Origin of the sequence: Enterococcus sp. CSURQ0835 (assembly GCF_902706605.1) — a bacterium.
Classification (GTDB): Bacteria; Bacillota; Bacilli; order Lactobacillales; family Enterococcaceae; genus Enterococcus_A.
In genome coordinates, this window is the sequence record NZ_CACSLH010000041.1 from 1 (window position 1) to 25,104 (window position 25,104).

The window sequence follows — 25,104 nt, forward strand, 5'->3', positions numbered from 1 at the left end:
TCTTTTAGAATCAGCGAGTAGAAGTGGTGCGGAAGGGAGACCTTTCAGAGGGCCTTTTAGGCCGTGGCCGGTAATAGAGGCTTTCAGCCGAAGAACAAACCACCCGTTCACACGGGTGGTTTTGATTGTGTAATTTTTTTGTATCCGATTTCAAAAAGGAGTATAATGCAGTCGTGAATCACAATTATGAGGAGGATGTCAGATGAAATTTTTTCTAGACACAGCAAATGTTGAAGAGATCAAACGGATCAATGCATTAGGTTTAGCCGATGGTGTGACGACTAATCCTACGATCATTTCAAAAGAAGGTCGTGATTTCAAAGAAGTGATCCAAGAGATCGCAAGCATCGTGGCCGGCCCAGTCTCAGCTGAAGTCGTTTCTTTAGAAGCTGATGGTATGATCAAAGAAGCGCGCGAATTAGCTACTTGGGCTGATAATATCGTAGTGAAAATCCCCATGACAGAAGCGGGACTAAAAGCTGTTGCGACTTTATCTAAAGAAGGGATCAAGACGAATGTGACGTTAGTTTTTTCTGCTGCGCAAGGGTTGATGGCAGCCAAAGCTGGAGCCACCTATGTCAGTCCATTTTTAGGCCGGCTTGATGATATTTCCGCCGATGGTTTAGGTTTAGTTCACGATTTGAAAGTCATTTTTACTAATTATGGATTTAAAACGGAGATCATCGCCGCTAGCATCCGGAATATCGCTCATGTTGAAGCAGCCGCGAAACTTGGTTCTGATATCGCTACGATCCCAGGCAATCTGTTTCCAAAATTATGGTCTCATCCATTGACGGATAAAGGGATCGCTCAATTCATGCAAGACTGGGAGAATTTCAAAAAATAAATTTTACCAGCAACCTCAGACTTTAGTCGGAAATTCGGGGTTGCTGGTTTTCTTTTCGTCTAAAATTTGATAGGTTAAGATGAAAAGGAAGTGGCTGAATGAAAGTTTTATTTGTTTTTGAAGATGGCAAGCAGTCGAGCTTTTTTGTCTATGACTTAAAAGATCAGCACAATACTTTGATTCGGGTAGCACCAGAGATCAAATTGAAACAGCTCTCATTAGGTGAATTATACCAGCAAGTTTCCATCGAAAAATTTTTAGCATATTTCTCATTGGCGTTTGGATTAGATGTCAAAAAATATTTGATCTTACGAAAAGCCGACAGTTTAAAAGCGATTAAAGAAGCTGGCTTAGCAGCGGATGGTCGCATGGAAGTTGCGGTGGCAAAAGACTTTTCTGCTCATGGTCAGACCTTTCATGCCGGGATGCAACGCTTGGATTTAGCGGAACTTGACGCATATATCACGTATCAAATCGACCCAGATGGCAAGTTGGATGTGTTTGAACGCCAAGAAGATATCATTCGCTTGATGAAACGCAAGACAGTGCGGCCTAAATTATCAACGATCACGAAAAATTATAGTACGGTCAAAGAATATTCCGGTAATAATTTGAATTTGAAAGACATGTTGAAGATGGGCACGGGCTATTTGGCAAAAGGCAATGCGCGGATGGAAAAGATCAATGTTCCGCAAGCTGGCAGTTATCAATTGATCGGCGATTTTCCTTATCGATTAGGTTCGATCGATTGGCAAAAAAATACGATTCGATTAACGATCGACTAAGGCTAAGCGGGTACTTGCCAAACAGGTGAGTACCCGCTTTTTTTGTTTAATGAGTAAAAGAATAGAAGAAAAAATTTTTTTGAAACTTTTGGAGCAGTTGGTTCGTCTAATAAGGTAGAGAAAGGAGCGGATTCCGATTTTTAAACAGTTTCAACGTAAAAAACAACTGGCGCGATACAGCGCACAATTAGAGGAACTGATCGCTAAAGATTATCAAAAGATGTATCGGATCGCGCTGAGTTATACCCACCAAAAAGAAGCTGCGCTAGATGTCATTCAAGATAGTTTTCAAAAAGCGCTGGTGAATTTTCATAAACTGCCGGTGATCACTGATTTTCGGGCGTGGTTTTATCAGATCTTATTGCGGACTGCGATCGACAGTTGGCGTAAACAAAAGCGGCAACAGATTAACGAACAAATGAGTTTGCCAGAAACCGGCGTCACGCAATCCGAATTTTCACAGCAGGAATTGCAAATCGTCTTAAAACAGTTGAAAAGTCCAGAGTATGAGATCATTTTATTACGTTTTTTCGAAGGCTTTCAGTTAAATGAGATCGCGGCGATTTTAAACTTGAATCCAAATACGGTCAAAACAAAATTGTACCGAGCGCTAAATGAACTAAAAGACATTTTAGAGGAGGAGTCTTAAATGGAGGAAACCAAAAATATGTTGCGCAAATTGATCCAAGCTTACCAAGCCCAGCCAGTGGAAAGCCAGCTGCAGACAGAATTATTAGCGCGTTTTGCGACCGAACAAGAACGTTTCCGCAAACGGCAACACAAGCGTCGACAGCTGACTGTTTTAGCCAGCTTACTCGTCGGATTGCTCTTAGCGCTGAACCTCGTCTTATTTCAACCTCATGTACGCGCGTGGGCCGAAGAAGTTCCGTTACTGGGAAGTTTTGTGAAAGTGACCCGTGCTAAATTGTTTCAACAAATAGATCCCCAAAAAGCCATTACGGTCAACGTACCTAAAATTAACGCGCAAAATCCAAATACGATCGCGTTGAATCGAAAATATTTAGCAGAAGGCCAAGCCGCTTATAAAAAAGCGCGTCAGGAATTTGGTGAGACAAATGGTCATTTGAATATTACCGGTGACTATCAAACGTTAGTGGACGATGCGCGCTTTTTAGTTATCCAACGAACTATGACCCGAACGGCGGCGGACAGTCATACGGAGCTTCATTATGATGTGATCGATAAAAAGCGTAATGTCGTGTTGTCATTGCCGCTACTTTTTAAAGACCAGCGCTATTTAACTGTCTTAGATCGTGAGATTACTCGACAAATGCAAGCTCAGATGAAAGCTGATCCGCAAAAAAAATATTGGACCCAGCAAGATGTGGCAGACCAGTTGACTGATTCGCTGACTCTCATGACGCCTCAGCGGGAATTTTATCTCAATAGCGCTCATCAACTCGTGATCGTCTTTCCACAGTATGCGATCGCACCTGGTTATATGGGGACGCCAGAATTTGTGATCCCGCAAAAAGTACTCAAGTCACTGTTAGTTGATCCCACTTATTTGTCCGGCCCAGCAAAATAGTTGAAGGAAGTCTTTTCTGAGGTGTAGACTGGATGAGTATGAAGAAAGGGAGTTGATGAAATGGCAACAGAAAATCTAACGACCAGTGTAACATTAAACAATGGAATTAAGATGCCGCGCTTGGGATTTGGAGTTTGGAAAGCTGCGCCAGCTGATGCGCAACAAGCCGTCAAAGAAGCGATCGAAGCGGGATATGTTTTATTAGATACCGCCAAACAATACGGCAATGAAGAAGGTGTCGGTCGCGGGATCAAAGCCGGACTAGCGGAGACCGGTCGCACGCGAGAATCATTGTTTATCACCTCGAAAGTCTTCAATGGCGATCAAGGGTATCAATCGACTTTAGATAATTTTTCTGGAACACTTGACCGGTTGCAATTGGATTATTTAGATCTGTACTTGATCCATTGGCCCGTAACGGGAAAATATAAAGAGACGTGGAAAGCCTTGGAAAAATTATACGCTGAAAAGAAAGTTCGCGCGATCGGTGTTTCAAATTTTGATCGAGCAACGTTGGAAGATTTTTTACCAACGGTTGAAGTCACACCGGCAGTCGACCAAATGGAATTCAATCCGCAATTTCAACAAGCTGAGTTGGTACCTTATTTGAAAGAAAAAGGAATCTATTTAGAAGCGTGGTCGCCACTTGGGGGTGGGAAGTCTCTCAATGAGCCGGTGATCAAAAAAATCGCCGCCGCAAAAAACAAAACGACAGCTCAGATCATTTTACGTTGGGAATTTCAAAAAGGGATCATCGCGATTCCGAAATCGATCCACCGCGAACGGATCGACAGCAACAAAGCAATTTTTGATTTTGAGTTGACCACTGAAGAAATGAATTTGTTGGATCAATTAGATACGGGGAAACGAACAGGCCCTTGGCTCCAAAATTTTGACTGGTATGATCCTCAGACTGGCGATCCTGATCTCGTCCAAACTTGGGATTAAAAAAAATGCGCGACTCGTTTGAGCCGCGCATTTTTTATTTATGGGATGCTTCTATGACAAATGGATCATTTTTTTGCTGATAAGTAAAAAAGATGATCAAATATAAGATCCCAGTCAAGATAGTGACCGGTAATGAATTGTTAAACAAAATCCCGATAAAGATCAGAGCTAAGATGACGATCGCAACACTACTAAACGCGATGTCTAGTGTGCGTCCCTTTTTGATCGCTAAAAGTAAAGCTGCAACTGTGATCAATAACCATACACACAAGACGGTATAAGAAAGTGAACCGACTAAATAGTTGAAGAGCTGGTTACCTAAGAAATACGATAAGATCACGCCGATGTAAAGCGTTCCAGTACAAAATAAAACGGCGCGTTGCGGTGCTTTGTGTTTATTCAACTTCGCCAATTTTCCTAAGCTGCCGGGATGTTCTTTTAATTGGAAGTAAAGGGTCCGCGATGAAGCGTAAACGCCTGAGTTGATGGAAGAAAATAAAGCCAAGACGATCACAAAATTGACGATATCGGAAGCAAAAGGCACATGCATTTTTTCAAAGACTAAGACGAATGGACTGACGTTAGTGGCCGCAAGTGTATTCCATGGATAAATGATCAACAGTAAAAACAAAGGGACGATATAAAATGAAATGATCCGACCCATCACGCCCCGAATCGCTTTGGGGATCGCTTTATGAGGTTCTTCGGTCTCGCTCACGGTGATCGCGATTAGTTCTGAACCGCCGTAAGAATAAATGACGACTAATAACGAATTGACTAATCCCTTCAAGCCGTGAGGGGTAAAGCCGCCGTGAGAAGTGATTTTTTGAAAAGTCGGCGTGATACCCAAATGGAACATTTCTTGACCGACTAAAAAGATTCCGAAGACGATCAAGATGATGATGACCGTGATCTTAGCAAATGCGAGCCAATATTCCGTTTCAGCAAACAAGCGAACGGAATACAAATTGATCACCGTCGTTAGTAAAGCTAAGACTAAAACGAAAAACCACGAAGGTACATGGGGGAACCATAATTGTAAAAAACTAGCAGCTGCGACGGCTTCGGCGATGATATTGATCATCCAAAGCGACCAATACAACCAGTCTGAAAAATGAGCACCGCGTCCGCCAAGATAGGGACGCAAAATCCCTGACAGTCCTTGCACATCGCGATTATCTAAGATCAAACGTTCCAAACCGACCATGACGATGAACAGCACTAGTCCGCCGAGTAAAAAAGCTAGCAAAACAGAAGGTCCAGCGATCCCAATTGCCTCACCACTTCCTTTAAAAAGTCCGGCACCGATCGCACCTCCTAATGCGAGCATCGTTATGTGGCGGGAAGTCATTTGTTTTTGCAAGTTATTATTTTCCATAAAAATCCTCTTTTCGATCATTCAATCAATTTCAAATATTCTGAAATTTCTATCTATCTTAGCAGACTTCCGTTGAAATGGAACCTTCATTAAATAAAGTTCATCATTTTTTTGTAAAACTACTAACAGAAGTTAAAAAAGTTCAATCGGTGAGTATATTTCTCTATTTTTTGAGCAAAAGATGATATGCTAATGGTGAGGTGATGGAAATGTTAGTCGTGATCGATCCCCAAAATACATATTTAGATCCAAAAGGGGAGCAGTATTTGTCCGGTGGCGAAGATTTTGTTCCGCACTTGCAACAGCGGATCAAACAAGCGCTTGCTGACGAGGAATATATTTTGTACACGCGAGATATTCCCATCGAAAATAAAAATGAAGACGAAGACGATTGGCAATTACAAGTAGTAGCCGCTTTAAAACCGTGGTTGACCTCGGCGACTGAATTAAAAAAATATTTTTACGCACTGCCGCCGGAACGATTGTTAGAGTTGCGCCATGCTAAAACCGGTCAAGAGTGGTGGGCAGAGATCGAAGTTTGCGGTTCAGAGACCCAAATCTGTGTGTTAGCCAATCTACTGGGATTGCAAAGTGTTTTTCCCGAAGCTGATTTTGTAGTTGATCGCCGCTATTTATTTTCTAGTGATCAACAAAAAGCGCAAGCAACACTAGACTTGTTAGCAGAGTTTGGTGTGCAGATCAAATAAATTAAACTAAAAGGAGACTTTTTAATGATGGAAGAAACATGGGAGCAAGAACGACAACAACGCAAAGAAAAAGCCGCTGAAGTTGAAAAACGAACACTGGCATTTGAAGAACATTTTGAAGCAGGTAACTTAACCGAAGAAGAGTATCAGCATAATATCAAACAAGAACTTGATTACGCAGAACCAATGGAGGCTTGGGTTCCAATCGAAGACCCAGAATTAGGTACCGAAAAAAATGACGACCGTCCTTTTTAGGACAGTCGTCATTTTTTATTGCGACAGTATGCCGAAATCTTATCAAACAGCAAGTAATTTTATTTTGCTTGCAGTAATGCTTCTTTTCCGTGGATCAATTGCGTCAAGAAAGCACAATAAGGCGTCGCAATCCCATATTTTTGCCCCTTGCGCCAAACTGCTCCGTTGATGTAATCAATTTCAGTCGTGCGCCGACTCTTGATCAAGTCTTGATACATGGAAGGATAATGCAAGCCTTGAGTCGTTTTACTGTAAGTCGATTCGATGTGTGTGATCACTTCGGCTTGATCTAAGTTTGTCCCTTCCTGTTTTGCAACGGCAGCAAATTCACTGACGATCGTTTCAACTAAATTTTTAGCGACAGGCAGTGAACCGAATTGATTGATATTACAATCTAAAATCGTACACAAGCCATTCAAAGTACCATTGACGCATGCTTTGCGCCAAATAGAATATTTCACATTAGTGCTGTAAGTTGGATTGAGGCCGGCTTGTTGAAAAACAGCTAACACTTGAAGGGCAAACTCTTTTCCAGCCGGGACGATATTTTCCATTTCGATCTCGCCGGTCCCTTGTAATTTAGCTTTACCTGGTCCTGACAAGCCAGCTGTCCAAGTGGTGATCCCAAAAATAATATTTTGTTTAGGAACATATTTAGCTAACGTATCGTCATGACCCAAGCCGTTCAATAAACAAAAGACATGCGTTTGTTCGTTGATCAAACTTTGGATCGCTTGGAACATTCCATCTAGTTGATTGGATTTAGTCAGTGCGATGATCAGATCGACTTGCTCGCCGCTTTGCGTGATTTCTTCAGGAGAATAGATCGGTAAGTGGGCGACGATTTCTTTTCCATTGAAGTCAGCAATCAATCCGTGTTCACGGATCGCTTCGATGTGCGCTTCCCAACGATCGATCAAGAGCACCTCATTTCCAGCTTCATGTAACATCAGACCGATTCGGCTACCCATAGCACCAGCACCGGCAATGGCAATTTTCATAAATTATCCGCTTCCTTTCTGCTGAATAGTATATAAAAAAATTTCTGAAATGAAAAATTTCACGATTAAGAAATGATATTTCGTATAAAAATAAAATTTTTAGAAATTGTATTGCAAAAATAAAACTGAGCCGTTATAATGGACTCAGAAATAAATAAAACGTTTTCAAAAGGAGACGCAATGTTTGGTTTTTCAATTTTTTTGAATCAAGAGCTGACAGAAACTACGAAAGCTTACATCAAAGCCATGGCTGATTGCGGATTTGGCGGAATTTTTACTTCATTACATATCCCAGAAGATGATGCGACGCGTTACAAAAAACGTTTAGCTGAACTGGGCGCATTAGCTAAAGCACAAAACTTAGAATTAATGGTAGATATCTCGGGAAAAGCACTCCAACAAGCCGGCTTTTCATTTGAAAAGCCGCAAGAATTACGTGCACTTGGTGTGACTGGATTGCGGATGGATTACCACATCTCAAATCAACAGATCGCAACGTTGAGCCATCAGTTGACAGTGGCATTGAACGCTTCGACCTTGACAGCTCAAGATATCGCTGAATTGCAACAAGCGGGTGCTGATTTTGAAAACTTAGAAGCTTGGCACAATTATTATCCGCGACCGGAGACGGGGTTAGATCAGACGTGGTTCAATGAAAAAAATCATTGGCTAAAAGCACAAGGCTTTACCGTCCAAGCGTTTGTCTGTGGCGATGAAAATTTACGCGGCCCACTTTTCAAAGGGTTACCCACGTTAGAAGATCAGCGAAACCTAACGCCATTTGCTGCTGCGTTAGCATTACAGCAAACGGTTGACCGGGTTTATATCGGAGATGGCGGATTAAGTAAAGCAAGTCAAAAGAAGTTTACGACGTATCTCAAAACAGCTACGATCAGTTTACTGATCGAAAGTCTTGACGCTAGCAGTCAGTATGTTTTAGGCGATCATTGTAATCGTCAAGACGATGCGCGAGACGTGATCCGAAGTGCCGCTGCTCGTTTAAAAAAAATCCCGCACATCCCGCCGCTTGAAGTGCGAGAACGGCTTTTTGGCAGCGTCACTCTCGATAATGAGAAATACTTGCGCTACATGGGCGAGATCCAATTGACCAAGCGTGACCTACCAGCGGACGAGAAAGTCAACGTTGTCGCGCGGGTAGTTGAAACTGACCGTGCATTGATCCCCTTGATCACTGCCGGTACTAAATTTAAATTAGAAAGTGTGGAAAAATAAAATGATGCAAATCAACTTAGAAAACTTAACAACGGAACGTCGGAATGAAAAAACATTTGGCTTAGATGAAATGACGGTCAAAGAAGCAGTTATGATCATGAACCAAGAAGATCACAAAGTCCCTGATGCGGTAGCGGAACAATTACCGCAGATCGAAGCAGTAATCGAAAAAACGATCGCAAGCTTTAAAAATGGTGGCCGATTGATCTACATGGGTGCCGGAACGAGTGGCCGTTTAGGTGTATTAGACGCAGCAGAATGTGTCCCAACGTTTGGTGTTGAACCTGAGATGGTGATCGGGCTGATCGCAGGCGGTGAAGAAGCCATGACAGTGGCCGTTGAAGGCGCAGAAGATTCAGCTGAGTTAGGTCGCCAAGATTTAGTTGATTTGAAATTGACTGAAAATGACATGGTGATCGGGATCGCAGCTAGCGGCCGGACGCCGTATGTGATCGGCGGCTTGGATTACGCGCGTCAGATCGGCGCCAGCACGGGAACGATTGCTTGTAATAAAAATGCGGCGATCAGCTTACACGCGCAACACGCGATCGAAGTGGATTGCGGAGCTGAATTTTTAACAGGTTCAACTCGTTTGAAATCAGGTACGGCTCAAAAATTGATTTTAAATATGATCTCCACGATCAGCATGATCGGGATCGGAAAAGTTTATAACAATTTGATGGTCGATGTGAAACCAACGAATGAAAAATTAGTTGAACGTTCAAAACGCATCATCATGCAAGCGACTGAAGTTGACTATGATACGGCGGAAAAATTCTTCTATGCCGCAGCAGAAAATGTTAAACTAGCCATCGTGATGATTTTGACTGGTAGTGATAAACAAACGGCTGAAGCTAAATTAGTCCAAGCCGATGGGTTCGTTAAAAAAACGTTAAGTTAAGGAGGAAAGAAAATGGCAAAAGAAGAATTATCATTGAACGAATTAGCTAAAGCGATCTTCAAAGGTGCTGGCGGGATGGACAACGTGCAAAGTGTTGTCCACTGTATGACACGGGTACGAATGAGTGTGCGAGATGATAGTAAGGTCGATCAAGCGCAATTAAAAAGTATCCCCGGTGTCTTAGGTGTAGTGGACGATGAACAGTTGCAAGTCATCATCGGTCCAGGAAAAGTCAACAAAGTCGCAAAAGCTATGGTCGATCAAGCTGGAGTAGAGTTAGGGGCTGAGCTTCCAGTCAGTGGCGGTAGCGGGAAAGACAAAGTGAATGCTAAAGCTGAAGAAATGAAAGCTCAACAAAAAGCGAAACAAAAAAATTCACCATTTAAAGCAATTTTAAAAGATATTTCAAATATTTTCGTTCCTATGATTCCAGCCTTTGTTGGGTCAGGATTAGTTGCCGGGGTTGCGGCGATTTTGACGAACTTGATCACTGCCGGTACATTGGATGCAGGGACTTGGCAACAATACGTCGATGTCATGAACATTTTGAAAAATGGGATGTTCACGTATCTCGTGATCTACACAGGGATCAATGCCGCACAAGTCTTTGGTGCCAACCCAACATTAGGTGGGGTGATCGGAGCGGTGGTCATGCTGACGGGAATGAATCCAGAAGCACCACTGAAGAATTTATTTACCGGTGATGCATTGGCTGCTGGTCAAGGCGGGATCTTAGGTGTGATCTTTGCAGTCTGGTTGTTATCACGCGTTGAGAAAAAATTACATGACTGGGTACCCGATGCAGTTGATATCATCTTAGTTCCGACGATCTCACTGCTTGTGATCGGTCTACTTGAGATTTTCTTGATCATGCCATTAGCTGGTTTTATCTCAGATGGAATGGTTTCTGGGATCAACTGGGTCTTAAATGTCGGCGGCGCTTTCTCTGGTTTTGTATTAGGCGCGTTGTTCTTGCCAATGGTAATGTTTGGGTTGCATCAGATCTTGACCCCGATCCATGTTCAAATGATCGACGAAACGGGCAAAACGATGTTGCTTCCAATTTTAGCTATGGCAGGTGCTGGGCAAGTCGGTGCAGCGTTAGCTTTATGGATTCGTTTACGAAAAGATAAAGAATTGTCTGAAATGATCAAAGGGGCGTTGCCAGTCGGCATTTTAGGGATCGGTGAACCGCTGATCTACGGTGTGACGTTGCCATTAGGTCGGCCATTTATTACCGCTTGTATCGGCGGCGGGATCGGTGGTGCAGTCATTGGTGCGATCGGTGGTGTCGGAGCGATCGCGATCGGACCATCTGGAGCAGCCTTGATCCCATTGATTGCGAACAATAAATGGTGGGCCTATGTGTTAGGCTTGCTGGGTGCTTACGCTGGTGGATTTGTCGCAACGTACTTCTTCGGAATTCCAAAAGAAAAATTGGCAGAAGAAAAATTAGCAGAAGAAACGGTCACTGAACCAATTGCACCGATTACTTCAACTGATGCAATTCCAACTGAAGCAGTGGAAGTTTTTACAGCTGTCGCAAAAGGAGTCGCTCGTCCGATCCACGAAGCCAATGACCCAGTCTTTGCGCAAAAAATGATGGGTGAAGGATACTTCGTTGAACCAGAAAATGGTCATATCTACTCACCAGTCAGCGGGAAAGTCAGCTCGATCTTCCCAACGAAACATGCGATCGGGATCACAACGCCAAGTGGTTTAGAAGTCTTGTTGCATATGGGGATCAATACAGTGGATTTAGAAGGCAAACCATTTACGATCGATGTCACAGAAGGCCAAGAAGTTACGCCAGATACGCTAGTTGCTAGCGCGGATCTGAATGCGATCAAGTCAGCTGGTAAAGGGACTGAAATGTTAGTCTTAGTAACGAATATGGATAAAGTCAAAGATTACATCATGGACCACCGAGGTGAAGTTTCACCAGGTGCGGAATTGATGCGCGTTGAAACAAAATAATTAAACTAGCAACCGCGACCCAGCGCTGATGTTTTTCATCGGAGTTGAGTCGCGGTTGTTTCTTCATGATCCCATTTTCGAGTATCAAAAAAAGAGTCGGCCTTGATCAAGGTTGACTCTTCTTTTGATTTCAAATCTAGGATTACAAATAATTATCTCGGAATGTATCGACGGCTTTACGAGTCCGATAAATGCTTTCCGCATAAGCTTCATTTCGGCTGATGTAATAGTAGAACAAAAGATCAACTGCAGTGAATTGAGCGATGATCGAGTTAGTCGCTGCACTGCGAATTGCTGTTTCTACCGGACGCGATGTTTGCAAATTAACATCGGCTAATCTACTCAGCCTATTTTGACCAAATTGCGTCAAGCTAATGATGGGAATGTGAAGACTGTAGGCCGTTTCGGCTAGCGCAACGATCTCAGGTGTGTTACCAGAATTTGAGATCAGCCACAAAAGATTTTGACTAGTGTGATTACTGAGCTGAGGGAGCAATAAGTTATAATCATTTTCAAAACTGATCATTTTACCTAGACGCGACCATTTTTGGGCTGCATCGTCAGCCGCTAAACGAGAGGCGCCGATCCCCACGACAAAACAGCGCTCAGATCTTTCCAATAGTTCAGCTGCTTGAGTAAAGATCTCCTCGTCAAACAGAGCGGTTGTTTCGTGAATAGTAAATTGCGCGTTTTGACTCAATTTGTTTTTTAAACTTTGAAAAGATTCGTTCGGAGTGACATCGGTATAGCTAGTCGGGGTGTCCGTTGACTGACGGGTCTCAGCTGAAAGCGAGATCTTGAGGTCGGTCAAACTGTTGAAGCCCATCTTTTTAGAAAAACGAACGACTGTTGGGGCACTAGCAGCTGAAGCACTAGCGATCTCTTGGGCGGTCATACCCGGTACCTTTTCGGTATTTTGTTTGATGTATTGGAAGATCCGAGTCTCAGTGCTAGACATCTCGTCTTGCATGCTGGCCATATGGGAGATGACGCTCATAAAGCTTCCTCCTTTTCTTTAGTCAATTGCAGTTAAAAATGCACTTGTTTTCTTTTATTATAACATCAATTTGAAATAAAGATTCCCCAATTTTTTGATAAATAATTAGCAACTTGCTGGGGTTCAAGTAAGCGGATCGTTTTAGTTTGGTAGCTGAGCCACTTTTTTTGTTGAAATCGTTCCAGTGCTCGATTCACACTGCGTAAGGTCGTATTGACTTCTTGGGCTAATTTTTCTTTGGAAAGTGTCGCAAGCTGCCCTGTTCGATAGTATTCATAAATTTTTACTAGACAGCGATCGTAGGTAGTCATAAGCGATTGCCGAACTAAATTTTCAGAGCTGGCACTTAGTTTTTTGATGACTTGCTCAATGACATAACGAGTGAGTTCAAAATCTTGTTTCATCACCATTTCTAGTTCAGGATAAGCAACTTGTAACAGCTGGCAGTCTTGGGTAGCGGTGACTTCATAATTTTTAGTTTGAGCAAATAGTTCGATCTCGCCAAAGCAATCACCAGCCTGTAAAAATTTGAGTAAAGTCTGCTGGCCGGAAAGTAGATTTTCACTGACGGCGACTTCACCAGAGCGAATAAAATAAAAAAAGTGCGTCGCTTGTTCTAATTCTAAAATCGTCTCGCCAGTGGTAAAGCTGAGCGGAGTTGCTACCGAAGTTAACTTTTCTTGGATCATCTTGAAGCTCCTATCTTGTTTGCTGTTTTTTATGAGTGTAAGCGAATTTGTGATTTGGGACAAGTGTCCTTGTTTTAGGCACACGTTTTTTTTACACTGACTGCGAGGTGAATGAAAATGCGAAAATTAATTATTGATACAGATACTGGTAGTGATGATGCGGTGGCGCTGGCTATGGCGCTTAAAGATGAGATTGAGCTGTTAGGGATTACGACGGTAGCCGGAAATTGCGATCTGGAAACAGCGACTAAAAATGCGTTGATGACCGTTGAAAAATGCGAGCGACACGTCTCCGTTTATCCCGGGTGTTCACAACCATTATTTCGGCGACAAAGAGTGGATGCCACTGCAGTTCACGGGAAAGATGGCATGGGGGATTGTGATTTGATCCATCCGACGAGTGAAGCGAGTGATGTGCATGCGGTCGATTTTTTACTCCAACAAGTCAAACGCTACCCGCAAGAAGTAGAGATCGCATTGATCGGGCCGGCTACGAATGTTGCGCTGGCAATTATGAAAGAGCCGGCTGTCATGGCTCAAGTCAAACATTTTTATATCATGGGCACAGCCGGTTTTGGTCCGGGAAATGCATCGCCAGTAGCTGAATTTAATGTCTATGCTGATGCGGAAAGTTATGTGCCGTTGTTGAGCAGTCCGGTCCCGAAGACGATCATAGGCTTTGACGTGTGTATCGCCCACGCGTTTGATCAAACGATGATCGAAGCACTTGCGGCTACTAGTCCGTTAGGTAAATTTTTGATGCAAGCTAATCAAGTCTTACTTGCGTACAACGTGAAACGGACGGGAGAGGCGATCATCGATTTGCCAGATGCCGTTGCGCTGGCGATTGTGTTGTGGCCAGAAACTGTTTTAGCTAAAAAGTCTGTCTACGCAGAATGTTGTTACCAAAATGAAAGTATTTACGGGCAAGTGATTTTTCATGATCGAATGGACCCATTAGCTGTTCCGCAAGACTATCCGGCTGACAATGCGACGGTCGTGACGGCTTTTGATGGAGAACTTTTCAAAGCGCGGACATTAGCTTTATTGTAAACGATTGACTTTCGGAATTTTCTGACTTATCCTAATCAAAAATCTTGTCGCTGTAAAAATAATTTTGCCTACAGAGGCGTTAGACTTAAAGGAGACGATCAGATGTCAGAATCATCCATCTTAACAGAAGTCCAAGCTGAAAAGGATAACTTGATCACGTTGCGCCGCTACTTCCATCAATACCCTGAAGCTAGTTTAAAAGAAGTTGCCACAAGTCAGGTGATCATTGAAAAATTAGCGGCCTTAAACATTCCAACTGAACGGATCGGAGCTACCGGTGTCTTAGGTGTGATCAAAGGAGCTGCCGCGGGGAAAACATTATTTTTGCGTGCAGATATCGATGCCTTAGAAATTCCGGATCAGACGGGGACTAGCTATCGTTCAAAACATCCTGGTTTGAGCCATGCTTGCGGACATGATGGGCACATCGCAGCTTTGTTGACCGCTGCAAAGATTTTACAGCAACATCGATCAGAATTTAACGGAACGATCAAACTTGCATTTCAACCCGCCGAAGAAATCGGAGCAGGCGCCAAACAGTTCGTTAAAGCTGGAGTTTTAGCTGATGTCGATCAAGTGTTTGGTTTACATTTAGACTCGAGTATTCCAGTCGGAAAATTAGTTGCGACAGTCGGTGCCACTAACGCATCGTGTGATATTTTTACAATTGAGTTAGTCGGTGCGACGAGTCATGTAGGTTTGCCACAAAAAGGTCGAGATGCTTTAGTCTGCGGTGCCCAATTAGTGACGGAATTACAAACGATCGTCGCCCGAGAAATCGATCCACTTGATCCAGTCGTGATCGGGATCGGTGAATTTCATGCGGGGACCCGTTACAATATCGTAGCCAATCAAGCAAAGATCAAAGGGACCTTGCGAACGTTTGATCCAAGCACCCGCGCCTTTGCTTTAAAGCGAATCAAAGAAATCGGCCAACAAGTCGCGGCTGCTCATCGAATCGAATTTCAGCTGACGAATTATGATGCTGCAGCACCAGTGATCAATGAATTACATGCTAGCCAGCTAGCACAACGATCAGCTGCTAAACTGGTTGGAGCAGCTAATGTAGTCACAAATTATCGGAAAAGCATGATGGCAGATGATTTTGCTGATTTTCTAGCTGTGGCTCCAGGAATCTACGGACGAGTCGGAACACGGAATGCGCACGATCCGGCTACTCAACACGAGCATCATCATGAAGCTTTCAACATTGCAGAAGATGCGCTTGTCTTAGCAGCAGCTTATCATGTGCAAGTTGCGTTGGATTATTTTAAAAGTTGATTTTCTACTGAATCGTTAAAGGTACTGAAATCGGTTTGGTTATTTAGTGTTAGCAGTTATGAGGTGTTTCTAAATAAAACTTGTTTTTTTCTTAGGATTTTCAGAGAATTTTTTCGGAACGCTTTTCTTTTTAGCAAAAAAGCATAAGATGAAAGAAAACGGCTAAAAGGAGTTCTTTATGAATCTAATCGATTTTATTTTGCATATCGACGCCCATTTGACTTTGTTAGTTCAACAATACGGATTGGGAATTTATCCCATTTTATTTGGGATTATTTTTATTGAGACCGGTGTAGTGATTTTTCCTTTTTTACCGGGAGATTCGTTTTTATTTGCAGCCGGTGCTTTAACTGCACTAGGCGGGAATGTTTTGCATTTGCCTTCTGTGATCGTGATTTGCGTGTTGGCTGCGATCTTAGGAGATATGTTGAACTATTGGATCGGGCACACAGTGGGAGTCAAGGCTTTGTACCATTCGCCGATCTCGCGGTTTATCAAACCGGAAAAAGTTCGTGAAGCGGAAAACTTTTTCAATGAGCGAGGGAAATGGACGATTTTTCTCGGGCGTTTCATGCCGTTTGTTCGGACGTTTATTCCCTTTATCGCAGGGTCGAGCAAAATGAGTTGGCCACTTTTTTCCGCCTTCAATATTTTTGGCGCGATCATTTGGGGAACGATCATCAGCTTGGCTGGCTACTTTTTAGGAAATATTCCTTTCATCAGTGGTCACTTCTCATTGATCATGTTAGGGATCGTAGTGGTCTCGCTCTTACCGATTGCGCTGCCTTATCTCAAACGTAAGTTAGCTTAAAAATACACCCTCAGCGTTTTTGCTGAGGGTGTATTTTTATGTTTTAACCAAGCACTAAAAATCGAGGACAAAAAAACTGATTTCTGGTGGAACCCGGAAGCGAAAGGGCGGTCCCGTTGTTCCGATTCCAGTGTTGACGAAAAGTAAACTGTGGGGCAATTGATAAAAACCAGCGAGATAATCATGGGAACCTGGATTTTTGTAACGAAAAAATGGGAGTGCGATTTGCCCACCGTGGCTGTGTCCGACTAAGATCAAATCTGGTCGCTGGGTCAAAAATTTGACTTGATCAGGCTCGTGGACTAAAACGAGTGAGAGCTTAGCTGGTGGTAATGGTTTTGTATAATCAGGCCGACCGCACCGCCCATCGGCTAACCCTAAAATCGACACTTCTAATTGAGTGAGTTCGACGCTTTGATTATCCAGTACGGTAAAACCTGCCGCAATGAGACTTGTTTTAACGAATGCTTCTCCGCCACTGCGATAATCGTGATTGCCTAAGATCGCAAATTTTCCGTAAGGTGCTTCTAGCTGGCGCAAACTCTCGATCACTGGTGTGAAGTCACGCATTTTCCAGTAGCGATAATTTTCAATCAAGTCGCCCGTAAAAATAATTAAGTCTGGCTTTTTCACTTGGATCTCAGCTTGGACTTTTTTAAAGTGTTTAACTGAATAAAAACGTGAAAAATGCAGATCGCTGATTTGGACAATTGTCAATTTAGACATCAGGGGAGCGCTCAGTTTTAAGCGAGTCGTCTTTTTCAAATAAACTGTTTGACTGACTAAGCGGTAAGTCTCAACTTGCCATAAAATGAAAAGTAGCCCGAGTAGAACGAGCCAGAATAAAATCTTCATCTTATCACCTCGCCTGCAGTATACGCAAAAAGAACCTCAGTGAAAAGACTCACTCAGGTTCTTCGGAGAAATTTAACGGTTGATTTCATATAGGTGCTACTTAATCTTCTACTGGCTGGACTGTTTCCCGCTGGACTAAGCGGTGAGGCACGATCAATTGAACGCCTGTCGCGGGTTGTTTTTCAAATTGTTCCAATAACTTTTCCGTAGCTAATTTACCTAACTCGCTGATCTCGATATCAATACTCGTTAAATACGGATGGACCAGGGTCGCAAAGATCGAATTGTTGAAGCTGATCACCGATAGATCTTCGGGTACTCGGAGTGAATGAAGTTCGGCTAATTGGATCACTCGCAGCGCAAAAATGTCATCGATCACGACGATCGCACTGGCTTGGGTTTGTTTGATCCGTTCAGGAAAGTCTAAATAATCATGTGGTTCAAGCAGCGTCAAAGCTGGATGTGTTGGAAGTTGATGGAGCATCAAAGCTTCCTGGTAACCAAAGTAACGTTCAAAAAATAAGATTTCTTGGTCGACGTTAGTGGCAAATAAAATGTTTTGATGTCCCTTTTGAATCAAATATTCAGTCGCTTGTTTTCCGAGTAGTTGATTGTCATTGTCGACATAGACTGTGCTCGTTTCCTTTTCAGCTGGGCGCCCGATCAATGTGTAGGGGATCTGATTTTGTTGCAAGTAACTGGCGATCGGATCATTTTTTTGTGAATAAGTCAAAATGAATCCATCCACTTGTTTTTGCCGGTGCATTTGCTGGATGTTATGGAGCAATTCAGCTTGGGTCTTTGCCGAAGCGATGGCCGTCGTCAGCTGTGCTTCATGCGCTCGTTCGTTGATCGCATTGATCAATTCTAAATACAGCGGATTGCCCATCTTTTCTTTTGAACCAAAGACCGGCAAGATCACGCCGAGAGAATTAGCGCGTTGTTTTCCAAGATTACGCGCACTGACATTCGGGAAATAACCTAATTCATCCATGATCTTTCGAACCTTTTTTTTGGTCGCTTGTGAGATGCTGGGATGATTATTGATCACCCGCGAAACCGTTGAAGGGGAGACTTTCGCTTTTTTAGCGACATCTTTTACGGTGACGGTCATGTTTTCGCTCCTCTCCTCAATTTAATCGTTTACTGTCTATGCTTGACGCTGTGCTTTCCAACAAGTCGTTAAAAAGTCATAAGTCAATTCTTTAGTAGAAGACACTAGCGGTAAGTCGTGGCCGAGATTTTTAGCTTGGCCGACCCCGATCGCGAGGGCGCCGCTTTGATTGATCGCAGTAATCCCTGCTGCGGCGTCTTCAATCCCGATACATTCCTTTGCAGTTAGGCCAACAACTTCAGCAGCCAATAAGAAAATATCTGGTGCGGGTTTGCCGGCTTTGACTTTTGCTGGATCTGCGATGCCATCAAAATACGACGTCAATTCCATTTGGTCAAGTAAAAAGGGACCATTTTTACTCGCAGAAGCTAATGCGATCTTGATGTGGTGTTTGCGCAATGTTTCCAAAAGTGTTTTGATGCCGGGATAGACATCTTTTGGTGACACTTGTTGGATCATCTCGACATAGTATTTGTTTTTGCGGGCCGCTAGCTCAGCAAATTCTGCTGCTGAAAATTGCTCCGCTTTGCCACCATATACGAGCATGCGTTGTAGCGAATCTTCTCGGCTGACGCCTTTTAGTTGTTCGTTGAAAGCTCGGTCGATCGCAATCCCGATCTCTTGCCCTAATTTTTTCCAGGCCAAGTAATGATATTCAGCAGTATCGGTGATCACACCGTCTAAATCAAATAATACCCCTTTAAACATAACGTTCCTCCTTGTCAGCTAGTTTCTCGTCTATTTTACTAAATCAAATCAGTTAGCGTCAGTAAAATGAAGGGCTTTTAATGGATGGCCGTTTCATAATGATCCGCTAGTTGGATTTCTTGATCATAGATTTTCATCGTCAGTGGTTCGCCAGCTTTTAAATCAAATGCGACATTTTGTTGATCGACAGTGACTGCTACTAAGCGCCCGCGATAATTGATATGAAACGCATATTGTTGCCAGCATTTTGGTAAAAATGGCGCGAAGCTCAATGTCTCATTGAACGTTTTCATTTGAGCAAAACCTTGAACGATCGCTAACCAACTGCCTGTCATCGACGTGATGTGCAAGCCGTCTTCTGTATCATTGTTGTAATTATCCAGATCAAGTCGTGCAGTTCGTTGATACATCTCCACCGATTTTTCTTCCAATCCTAATTCAGCGGCTAAGATCGCGTGGATCGAAGGGGAGAGCGAAGACTCGTGGACGGTCATTGGTTCGTAAAATTCGAAGTTGCGACGTTTTTCTTCTAAGCTGAATTGATCATCGAAGAAATAAATCCCTTGTAACACATCAGCCTGTTTAATAAAACACGACCGCAAAATCTTATCCCATGACCAATGTTGGTTGAGTGGCCGTTCGCTGGTTGCCAAATCCATCGTAGTCATCAAGTCCTTGTCCAAAAAAGTATCATGTTGAATAAAGACACCTAACTCCTCGTCAACTGGATAATACATTTTGGCTGCGATCTCTTGCCACTTTTCTAATTCAGCTTTTGGGATCTCAACACTTGCTTCGGTTTCATATTTTTGATACATCTGGGCGGTATAAGAAAGGACCCAAGCAGCTAAGGTGTTGGTATACCAGTTATTGTTGACGTTGTTTTCATATTCGTTGGGACCGGTGACACCATGGATCATATATTTTTGTTGTCGTTTTGAAAAATGCACGCGGTCTGCCCAAAAACGTGCGATCTCGGTCAAGACTTCGAGACCTTCTTTTTTCAAATACGTATCATCGCCTGTGTAGTTGGTATAATTGTAAATCGCATACGCCATTGCACCATTGCGGTGAATCTCTTCAAACGTGATTTCCCATTCGTTGTGGCATTCGATCCCGGTAAAGGTCACCATCGGATAAAGTGCCCCTTTTAACCCTTGACGTTGCGCATTGACGTGAGCTTCTGGCAATTGGTTATGACGATATTTCAACAGATTTTTGGTTACTTCTGGTTTAGCCAGTGCTAAATAAAGTGGGACTGCATAAGCTTCGGTATCCCAATACGTCGCACCGCCATATTTTTCACCAGTAAAGCCTTTTGGTCCGATATTCAATCGTTCATCTTCACCGTAGTAAGTTGAAAACAGTTGGAATAAATTGAAACGGATTCCTTGTTGCGCTTCTGCGTCACCGTCAATGACCACGTCAGCTAAGGCCCAACGTTTAGCCCAAGCTTCATTTTGTTCAGTCAGTAGCTCGTTGAAATCTTTTTGATTTTCGGCTAAAACTTTTTCGGCAGCAGCTAGTTGATCTTCTTCTGCTACGTCCCGGCTAGTGATGATCGCCACATGTTTTTCTAACTGTCGTTGCTCGCCAGTTTTTAAGTGCCACGTAAACTCTTCCATTACTTCTAAACTCGTATCATGTTGAACGCCAGTTTTTTGATCACCAAAATGTTGCATCGCGGCTGTCACTGAGAACCGTTCGATCTCAAAATCATTGGGGATCGTTTGGGCTGTCAAAAAGCTGAATTCATCGGCTAACCCACGATTTTTTTCCAGCCAAAACATCTCATCATAATTGCTATCTTCATTGTGGACATTATTATCGAGCTTCGACCAGATTTGAATATCCGCTTCACCAGCTAAACATTCTGCATTTAGTTGGATCACAGCAAGTTCAGGTTGAACGATACTTAAAAAACGGTCAAAGGTGAAACGAATGGTTGCTTCTTCGATCGTCACGACAAATTCACGATGCAAGACACCATTTTCTAGATTGAGTTCCAAATAGAAATCTTCAACGGGTTGGACATTCAGATCAACTTCAGTCTCATTGATGAACAGCCGCATTTGAATAAAGTCAATCGCATTGATGACTTTACCAAAATAATCTGGGTAGCCATTTTTCCACCAGCCGACTCGCGTTTTGTCAGGATACCAGATTCCTGCAAGATAAGTTCCTTGATGGTGATCGCCGCTATACGTTTCTTCGAAGTTTCCGCGCATACCCATGTAACCATTTCCGATACTCGTCAATGATTCTTGCAGACGCCGGTTGTTTTTGTCTAAAGTTCGCGTTTTGATCTTCCAAGGATCAATCTCAAATAAACGTTTGATGTGTTTCATAGTTTTCCTCCTTGTGGTAAACGACTTTAACAGTCAGTAATTATTCGTTAATCCGATAATAAACGCAACCGATTGCACAAGTCAAGTTTTTATATCGGAAACTGATATTAATAAAGAAACCGTGTGGGGCTTTACAAAAAAATAAAAAGCGTTTATAATTCGAAATAACGAAACCGGTTGCGCAATTGTTTGCACACGGGATAAAATCAAAAAGGAGAGGTAGCATGAAGGGAATCAAGAAGTTGTTCAATTTTGAGTTTTGGCAGAAATTCGGGAAAGCATTGATGGTGGTCATTGCCGTGATGCCGGCTGCCGGATTAATGATCAGTATCGGAAAATCACTTCCGTTGATCGACGAACAAGCTAGCTTTTTAGTTACAACAGGTGGCGTAATCGAAAATATCGGTTGGGCTGTGATCGGGAATTTACATTTACTATTTGCACTGGCAATCGGAGGAAGTTGGGCAAAAGAACGAGCAGGTGGTGCCTTTGCAGCTGGGCTCTCATTTATTTTAATCAATCGGATCACCGGTTCAATCTTCGGCGTTACTTCTGAAATGCTGACAAAAGCTAATGCGATGACGCATACGTTATATGGAGCAAAAATCCCAGTTGACGGCTATTTCACGAGTGTATTGGAAGCGCCTGCATTGAACATGGGTGTCTTTGTTGGGATTATTGCCGGGTTTGTAGGAGCGACGGCGTATAATAAGTATTACAACTTTAGAAAATTACCAGAGGTCTTAACGTTTTTCAATGGAAAGCGCTTCGTACCATTTGTCGTGATTTTTCGTTCGGTACTTGTCTCACTGATCCTAGCATTTGTATGGCCGATCGTTCAGACTGGGATCAATGATTTTGGGAAATGGATCGCTGAGTCACAAGATAAAGCGCCTATCTTGGCTCCATTTTTATACGGAACGTTAGAACGCTTGCTCTTGCCATTCGGATTGCATCATATGTTGACGATCCCGATCAATTATACGGCGCTGGGCGGAACCTATGAAATCTTGACGGGAGCACAGGCTGGTAAAGAAGTCTTCGGGCAAGATCCGTTATGGTTAGCTTGGGCGACTGATTTAGTCAATCTAAAAGGCAGCGGCGATATGGCACAATATAAACATGTTTTGACGAATTGGACCCCAGCTCGTTTCAAGGTCGGTCAAATGATTGGAGCGTCCGGGATCTTGATGGGATTAACGCTAGCGATGTATCGCAATGTTGACCCTGACAAGCGTAAAAATTATAAATCTATGTACTTATCTGCAGCAGTGGCCGTCTTCTTAACGGGTGTGACCGAACCGTTAGAGTACATGTTTATGTTTGTTGCAGCACCGCTTTATGGAGTGTATGCGGTGATTCAAGGGGCAGCGTTTGCGATGGCAGATGTCATTCATTTGCGGGTCCATTCATTTGGGAACATTGAACTTTTGACGCGAGTACCGATGGCGATCAAAGCTGGATTAGGCGGTGACTTGATCAACTTTGTCTTGTGCACCGTTGGGTTTGGTGTTGCTACCTACTTCATTGCGAATTTTATGATCCGTAAATTTAACTACGCAACACCGGGACGAAATGGAAATTATGAAGTGGAAGGTGCAGAGTCTACAACGAGTAATGCTGCGGCAGGCGAACTATCACCAGATTCACAAATCGTTAAGATCATCAATTTATTAGGTGGTGCGGCCAACATCACGGACGTGGACGCTTGTATGACCCGTTTGCGAGTTTCGGTCAACGACAAAGGCAAAGTTGGAAATGAAGAACAGTGGAAAAAAGCCGGGGCAATGGGACTACTCGTAAAAGATAATGGAGTTCAAGCCGTTTATGGACCTAAAGCAGATATTTTAAAATCAGATATCCAAGATTTGCTAGATTCGGGAGCTGTGGTCCCAAGTGTGGAAACAGCGAGTGAAGCTGAAGTTGAAAAAGTTCCGACTGCTGCTGAATTCAAAGGGATGACCGAAGAAATCGTAGCTCCAGCTAATGGTCAATTGATTCCGATCGATAAAGTTGAAGATGATGTCTTTTCGCAAAAAATGATGGGTGAAGGTTTTGCAGTCATTCCTGAAAATGGCGATATTGCGGCTCCAGTTGCTGGGAAAGTCGTCTCGATCTTTCCGACAAAACACGCGATTGGTTTGCAAACAAAAGAAGGAATTGAAGTCTTAGTCCATATGGGAATCGATACGGTGGATCTAGGTGGCACAGCGTTTGGCTTGAAAGTTGTAGAGGGACAAGAAGTCAAAGCCGGTGAAGTGATCGCAGTTGCTGACTTGGCAAAAATCGAAGCAGCTGGGAAAATGACCACGATGATTGTTGTCTTTACAAATGGCGATAAGATCAAAGCGTATCATCTAAAAGAAGAAGAACTCGTTTCGCGAGGACAAACAATCGGAAACGTGGAGATCTAGGTAAGCAGAGCTGAGACGAACATGGTCTCAGCTCTTATTTTAAAAACAAAGGAGTGGGTCCCAATCAAAGTCTTGACCTTGAATACCCATAGCTGGCTTGAAACAGCCCCGATGGAAAAATTACACCAACTAGCTGATCAAATTCGTCGAGCAGACTATGATTTGATCGCGTTACAAGAAGTAAACCAGTTGATCAAAAGTCCTGCCGTCACTCCGGATCACTATTTTCAACCGACCGATCAACAAGTAGCGATCCATGAAGATAATTTTGCTTATCAATTAGTCGATCTGTTGAAAACGACTGGACATCTCTATCATTGGAGTTGGGTTGCTAGTCATATTGGATATGACCGTTATGAAGAAGGCGTTGCGATTTTGGCGAAAAGTCCGCTGGCAAGTGAAGCATTGTTAGTTTCGGCACTTGACGATCCAACAGACTATCATACTCGCAAGCTTTTACTCAGCCAACTGGAATATGAAAAGCAACCACTTCTTGCAGTGAGCTGCCATTTTTCGTGGTGGCAAGACGAGCAAAGCGGATTTGCCTATGAGTGGCAACGATTGGAAGAAAAATTAACATCGTATCAGATGCCCTTCATATTACTAGGTGATTTTAATAATCCAGCTCAAAGCAAAGGTTATCAAAAAATAATGAACAGTCCGTTGCGCTTACAAGATAGTTTTTTAGTAGCGAATTACACAAAAGGCGAGCACACCGTTTTAAAAGCGATCGATGGTTGGCAGGCCAATCAAGAAAAGTTGCGGATCGATTATCAATTTGTTAGCTCACAAGTTAAAGTTAAAACGTACCGAGTTTTATTTGATGGACAGCAAACGCCGTTGGTAAGTGATCATTTTGGAATTGAAGCTGACCTAGAAATTTAGGTTGGCTTTTTTGTTGACACGTACTTAAAAAAATGTTAATCTTTCTAAGTTGCTTATTTACAGCAAACAATTAAAATGATTTCCAAAAAAGTTGTTGACAGTCTCACTGATTAGCGTTATGATTTCAAAGTTGCTTTTGATAGTAAGCTTTGATCGACAAACAACTTCAAAAAAGAAATTAAAAAAGTTGTTGACTTTCAGCTGGTAAGCTGATAAGATACAAGAGTTGCTGATGCAACATGAAACACCATGTAGACCTTTGAAAACTGAACGAAATAAGACGAACCAAATGTGTAGGGCGTTTCTATTGATAGAAACAACATACAAGCAAGCAATTTATGCTAGCGAATCAATTTTTATTTGAGCTT

The 25,104-nt window shown here is 42.9% G+C and carries 23 protein-coding genes; 15 read left to right on the plus strand and 8 right to left on the minus strand.

Annotation, left to right across the window (positions count from 1 at the left end):
• Positions 1-202 precede the first annotated feature (202 nt).
• From fsa to GVJ38_RS12615, 5 genes are all read left to right on the plus strand, one after another.
• Positions 203-847 (plus strand): fructose-6-phosphate aldolase, encoded by a 645-nt coding sequence (gene fsa / locus GVJ38_RS12595; RefSeq protein ID WP_159723502.1) that lies wholly within the window; start codon positions 203-205, stop codon positions 845-847.
• Positions 848-945: 98 nt separating this feature from the next.
• Positions 946-1,632 carry a hypothetical protein gene (locus GVJ38_RS12600; RefSeq protein WP_159723503.1) on the plus strand — a complete coding sequence of 229 codons (687 nt, stop codon included), beginning with the start codon at positions 946-948 and terminating at the stop codon, positions 1,630-1,632.
• Positions 1,633-1,768: 136 nt separating this feature from the next.
• Positions 1,769-2,281: an RNA polymerase sigma factor gene (locus GVJ38_RS12605; RefSeq protein ID WP_268839990.1), complete on the plus strand. Its 513-nt coding sequence runs from the start codon at positions 1,769-1,771 to the stop codon at positions 2,279-2,281.
• The gene (locus GVJ38_RS12610; protein ID WP_159723505.1) at positions 2,282-3,181 is read left to right on the plus strand and encodes an RsiV family protein; all 900 of its coding nucleotides are present in this window, start codon (positions 2,282-2,284) and stop codon (positions 3,179-3,181) included.
• A 60-nt stretch (positions 3,182-3,241) separates the two neighbouring features.
• Positions 3,242-4,129, plus strand: a complete 888-nt coding sequence (locus tag GVJ38_RS12615; RefSeq protein WP_159723506.1) for an aldo/keto reductase — start codon at positions 3,242-3,244, stop codon at positions 4,127-4,129.
• A 34-nt stretch (positions 4,130-4,163) separates the two neighbouring features.
• Here GVJ38_RS12615 and GVJ38_RS12620 read toward each other — a convergent pair whose 3' ends face one another.
• Positions 4,164-5,507, minus strand: coding sequence for an amino acid permease (locus GVJ38_RS12620; protein ID WP_159723507.1), 1,344 nt, complete (start codon positions 5,505-5,507; stop codon positions 4,164-4,166).
• A gap of 209 nt (positions 5,508-5,716) precedes the next feature.
• Here GVJ38_RS12620 and GVJ38_RS12625 point away from each other — a divergent pair, with 209 nt between their 5' ends.
• The gene (locus GVJ38_RS12625; RefSeq protein ID WP_159723508.1) at positions 5,717-6,214 is read left to right on the plus strand and encodes an isochorismatase family protein; all 498 of its coding nucleotides are present in this window, start codon (positions 5,717-5,719) and stop codon (positions 6,212-6,214) included.
• 24 nt (positions 6,215-6,238) lie between these two features.
• On the plus strand, positions 6,239-6,469 hold the full coding sequence (locus GVJ38_RS12630) for a hypothetical protein (RefSeq protein ID WP_159723509.1): 231 nt from the start codon (positions 6,239-6,241) through the stop codon (positions 6,467-6,469).
• A gap of 59 nt (positions 6,470-6,528) precedes the next feature.
• Here GVJ38_RS12630 and GVJ38_RS12635 read toward each other — a convergent pair whose 3' ends face one another.
• Positions 6,529-7,470 carry a 2-dehydropantoate 2-reductase gene (locus tag GVJ38_RS12635; protein WP_159723510.1) on the minus strand — a complete coding sequence of 314 codons (942 nt, stop codon included), beginning with the start codon at positions 7,468-7,470 and terminating at the stop codon, positions 6,529-6,531.
• 180 nt (positions 7,471-7,650) lie between these two features.
• Here GVJ38_RS12635 and GVJ38_RS12640 point away from each other — a divergent pair, with 180 nt between their 5' ends.
• From GVJ38_RS12640 to GVJ38_RS12650, 3 genes are read left to right on the plus strand one after another with little or no spacing between them, the layout of a single operon-like run.
• Positions 7,651-8,703: a DUF871 domain-containing protein gene (locus tag GVJ38_RS12640; RefSeq protein ID WP_159723511.1), complete on the plus strand. Its 1,053-nt coding sequence runs from the start codon at positions 7,651-7,653 to the stop codon at positions 8,701-8,703.
• A gap of 1 nt (position 8,704) precedes the next feature.
• Positions 8,705-9,604, plus strand: coding sequence for an N-acetylmuramic acid 6-phosphate etherase (gene murQ / locus GVJ38_RS12645; RefSeq protein WP_159723512.1), 900 nt, complete (start codon positions 8,705-8,707; stop codon positions 9,602-9,604).
• 12 nt (positions 9,605-9,616) lie between these two features.
• Positions 9,617-11,581 carry a glucose PTS transporter subunit IIA gene (locus tag GVJ38_RS12650; RefSeq protein WP_159723513.1) on the plus strand — a complete coding sequence of 655 codons (1,965 nt, stop codon included), beginning with the start codon at positions 9,617-9,619 and terminating at the stop codon, positions 11,579-11,581.
• 142 nt (positions 11,582-11,723) lie between these two features.
• Here the strand turns inward: GVJ38_RS12650 and GVJ38_RS12655 are convergent, their stop codons facing one another.
• Both GVJ38_RS12655 and GVJ38_RS12660 read right to left on the minus strand, forming a co-directional pair.
• Positions 11,724-12,578 carry a MurR/RpiR family transcriptional regulator gene (locus GVJ38_RS12655; protein WP_159723514.1) on the minus strand — a complete coding sequence of 285 codons (855 nt, stop codon included), beginning with the start codon at positions 12,576-12,578 and terminating at the stop codon, positions 11,724-11,726.
• 65 nt (positions 12,579-12,643) lie between these two features.
• Positions 12,644-13,267 (minus strand): Crp/Fnr family transcriptional regulator, encoded by a 624-nt coding sequence (locus tag GVJ38_RS12660; RefSeq protein ID WP_159723515.1) that lies wholly within the window; start codon positions 13,265-13,267, stop codon positions 12,644-12,646.
• A gap of 117 nt (positions 13,268-13,384) precedes the next feature.
• Between GVJ38_RS12660 and GVJ38_RS12665 the strand changes: the two genes are divergently transcribed.
• The 3 genes from GVJ38_RS12665 to GVJ38_RS12675 all read left to right on the plus strand — a co-directional run bounded on the left by GVJ38_RS12665 (position 13,385) and on the right by GVJ38_RS12675 (position 16,412).
• Positions 13,385-14,320, plus strand: a complete 936-nt coding sequence (locus tag GVJ38_RS12665) for a nucleoside hydrolase (protein ID WP_159723516.1) — start codon at positions 13,385-13,387, stop codon at positions 14,318-14,320.
• 102 nt (positions 14,321-14,422) lie between these two features.
• Positions 14,423-15,601, plus strand: a complete 1,179-nt coding sequence (locus GVJ38_RS12670; protein ID WP_159723517.1) for an amidohydrolase — start codon at positions 14,423-14,425, stop codon at positions 15,599-15,601.
• A gap of 178 nt (positions 15,602-15,779) precedes the next feature.
• On the plus strand, positions 15,780-16,412 hold the full coding sequence (locus tag GVJ38_RS12675; protein ID WP_159723518.1) for a VTT domain-containing protein: 633 nt from the start codon (positions 15,780-15,782) through the stop codon (positions 16,410-16,412).
• A 54-nt stretch (positions 16,413-16,466) separates the two neighbouring features.
• Here GVJ38_RS12675 and GVJ38_RS12680 read toward each other — a convergent pair whose 3' ends face one another.
• The 4 genes from GVJ38_RS12680 to GVJ38_RS12695 all read right to left on the minus strand — a co-directional run bounded on the left by GVJ38_RS12680 (position 16,467) and on the right by GVJ38_RS12695 (position 21,437).
• On the minus strand, positions 16,467-17,267 hold the full coding sequence (locus tag GVJ38_RS12680; RefSeq protein ID WP_159723519.1) for a metallophosphoesterase: 801 nt from the start codon (positions 17,265-17,267) through the stop codon (positions 16,467-16,469).
• 100 nt (positions 17,268-17,367) lie between these two features.
• On the minus strand, positions 17,368-18,381 hold the full coding sequence (locus GVJ38_RS12685; RefSeq protein WP_159723520.1) for a LacI family DNA-binding transcriptional regulator: 1,014 nt from the start codon (positions 18,379-18,381) through the stop codon (positions 17,368-17,370).
• Between the two features lie 36 nt (positions 18,382-18,417).
• The gene (pgmB, locus tag GVJ38_RS12690; protein WP_159723521.1) at positions 18,418-19,089 is read right to left on the minus strand and encodes a beta-phosphoglucomutase; all 672 of its coding nucleotides are present in this window, start codon (positions 19,087-19,089) and stop codon (positions 18,418-18,420) included.
• A 77-nt stretch (positions 19,090-19,166) separates the two neighbouring features.
• Entirely contained in the window at positions 19,167-21,437 is a 2,271-nt protein-coding gene (locus tag GVJ38_RS12695; RefSeq protein ID WP_159723522.1) for a glycoside hydrolase family 65 protein, read from the minus strand.
• A 224-nt stretch (positions 21,438-21,661) separates the two neighbouring features.
• Between GVJ38_RS12695 and GVJ38_RS12700 the strand changes: the two genes are divergently transcribed.
• Together GVJ38_RS12700 and GVJ38_RS12705 are read left to right on the plus strand one after the other, a co-directional pair.
• Complete coding sequence (locus GVJ38_RS12700; protein ID WP_159723523.1) at positions 21,662-23,851, plus strand: PTS transporter subunit IIBC; 2,190 nt, start codon at positions 21,662-21,664, stop codon at positions 23,849-23,851.
• 63 nt (positions 23,852-23,914) lie between these two features.
• Positions 23,915-24,736: an endonuclease/exonuclease/phosphatase family protein gene (locus GVJ38_RS12705; RefSeq protein ID WP_159723524.1), complete on the plus strand. Its 822-nt coding sequence runs from the start codon at positions 23,915-23,917 to the stop codon at positions 24,734-24,736.
• Positions 24,737-25,104 lie beyond the last annotated feature (368 nt).

What these genes read in the sequence shown, in the direction of transcription:
- fsa (WP_159723502.1), top strand. Translation starts at nt 203, where the DNA reads ATGAAATTTTTTCTAGACACAGCAAATGTTGAAGAGATCAAACGGATC.
- GVJ38_RS12600 (WP_159723503.1), top strand. Translation starts at nt 946, where the DNA reads ATGAAAGTTTTATTTGTTTTTGAAGATGGCAAGCAGTCGAGCTTTTTT.
- GVJ38_RS12610 (WP_159723505.1), top strand. Translation starts at nt 2,282, where the DNA reads ATGGAGGAAACCAAAAATATGTTGCGCAAATTGATCCAAGCTTACCAA.
- GVJ38_RS12615 (WP_159723506.1), top strand. Translation starts at nt 3,242, where the DNA reads ATGGCAACAGAAAATCTAACGACCAGTGTAACATTAAACAATGGAATT.
- GVJ38_RS12620 (WP_159723507.1), bottom strand. Translation starts at nt 5,507, where the DNA reads ATGGAAAATAATAACTTGCAAAAACAAATGACTTCCCGCCACATAACG.
- GVJ38_RS12625 (WP_159723508.1), top strand. Translation starts at nt 5,717, where the DNA reads ATGTTAGTCGTGATCGATCCCCAAAATACATATTTAGATCCAAAAGGG.
- GVJ38_RS12630 (WP_159723509.1), top strand. Translation starts at nt 6,239, where the DNA reads ATGATGGAAGAAACATGGGAGCAAGAACGACAACAACGCAAAGAAAAA.
- GVJ38_RS12635 (WP_159723510.1), bottom strand. Translation starts at nt 7,470, where the DNA reads ATGAAAATTGCCATTGCCGGTGCTGGTGCTATGGGTAGCCGAATCGGT.
- GVJ38_RS12640 (WP_159723511.1), top strand. Translation starts at nt 7,651, where the DNA reads ATGTTTGGTTTTTCAATTTTTTTGAATCAAGAGCTGACAGAAACTACG.
- murQ (WP_159723512.1), top strand. Translation starts at nt 8,705, where the DNA reads ATGATGCAAATCAACTTAGAAAACTTAACAACGGAACGTCGGAATGAA.
- GVJ38_RS12650 (WP_159723513.1), top strand. Translation starts at nt 9,617, where the DNA reads ATGGCAAAAGAAGAATTATCATTGAACGAATTAGCTAAAGCGATCTTC.
- GVJ38_RS12655 (WP_159723514.1), bottom strand. Translation starts at nt 12,578, where the DNA reads ATGAGCGTCATCTCCCATATGGCCAGCATGCAAGACGAGATGTCTAGC.
- GVJ38_RS12660 (WP_159723515.1), bottom strand. Translation starts at nt 13,267, where the DNA reads ATGATCCAAGAAAAGTTAACTTCGGTAGCAACTCCGCTCAGCTTTACC.
- GVJ38_RS12665 (WP_159723516.1), top strand. Translation starts at nt 13,385, where the DNA reads ATGCGAAAATTAATTATTGATACAGATACTGGTAGTGATGATGCGGTG.
- GVJ38_RS12670 (WP_159723517.1), top strand. Translation starts at nt 14,423, where the DNA reads ATGTCAGAATCATCCATCTTAACAGAAGTCCAAGCTGAAAAGGATAAC.
- GVJ38_RS12675 (WP_159723518.1), top strand. Translation starts at nt 15,780, where the DNA reads ATGAATCTAATCGATTTTATTTTGCATATCGACGCCCATTTGACTTTG.
- GVJ38_RS12680 (WP_159723519.1), bottom strand. Translation starts at nt 17,267, where the DNA reads ATGAAGATTTTATTCTGGCTCGTTCTACTCGGGCTACTTTTCATTTTA.
- GVJ38_RS12685 (WP_159723520.1), bottom strand. Translation starts at nt 18,381, where the DNA reads ATGACCGTCACCGTAAAAGATGTCGCTAAAAAAGCGAAAGTCTCCCCT.
- pgmB (WP_159723521.1), bottom strand. Translation starts at nt 19,089, where the DNA reads ATGTTTAAAGGGGTATTATTTGATTTAGACGGTGTGATCACCGATACT.
- GVJ38_RS12695 (WP_159723522.1), bottom strand. Translation starts at nt 21,437, where the DNA reads ATGAAACACATCAAACGTTTATTTGAGATTGATCCTTGGAAGATCAAA.
- GVJ38_RS12700 (WP_159723523.1), top strand. Translation starts at nt 21,662, where the DNA reads ATGAAGGGAATCAAGAAGTTGTTCAATTTTGAGTTTTGGCAGAAATTC.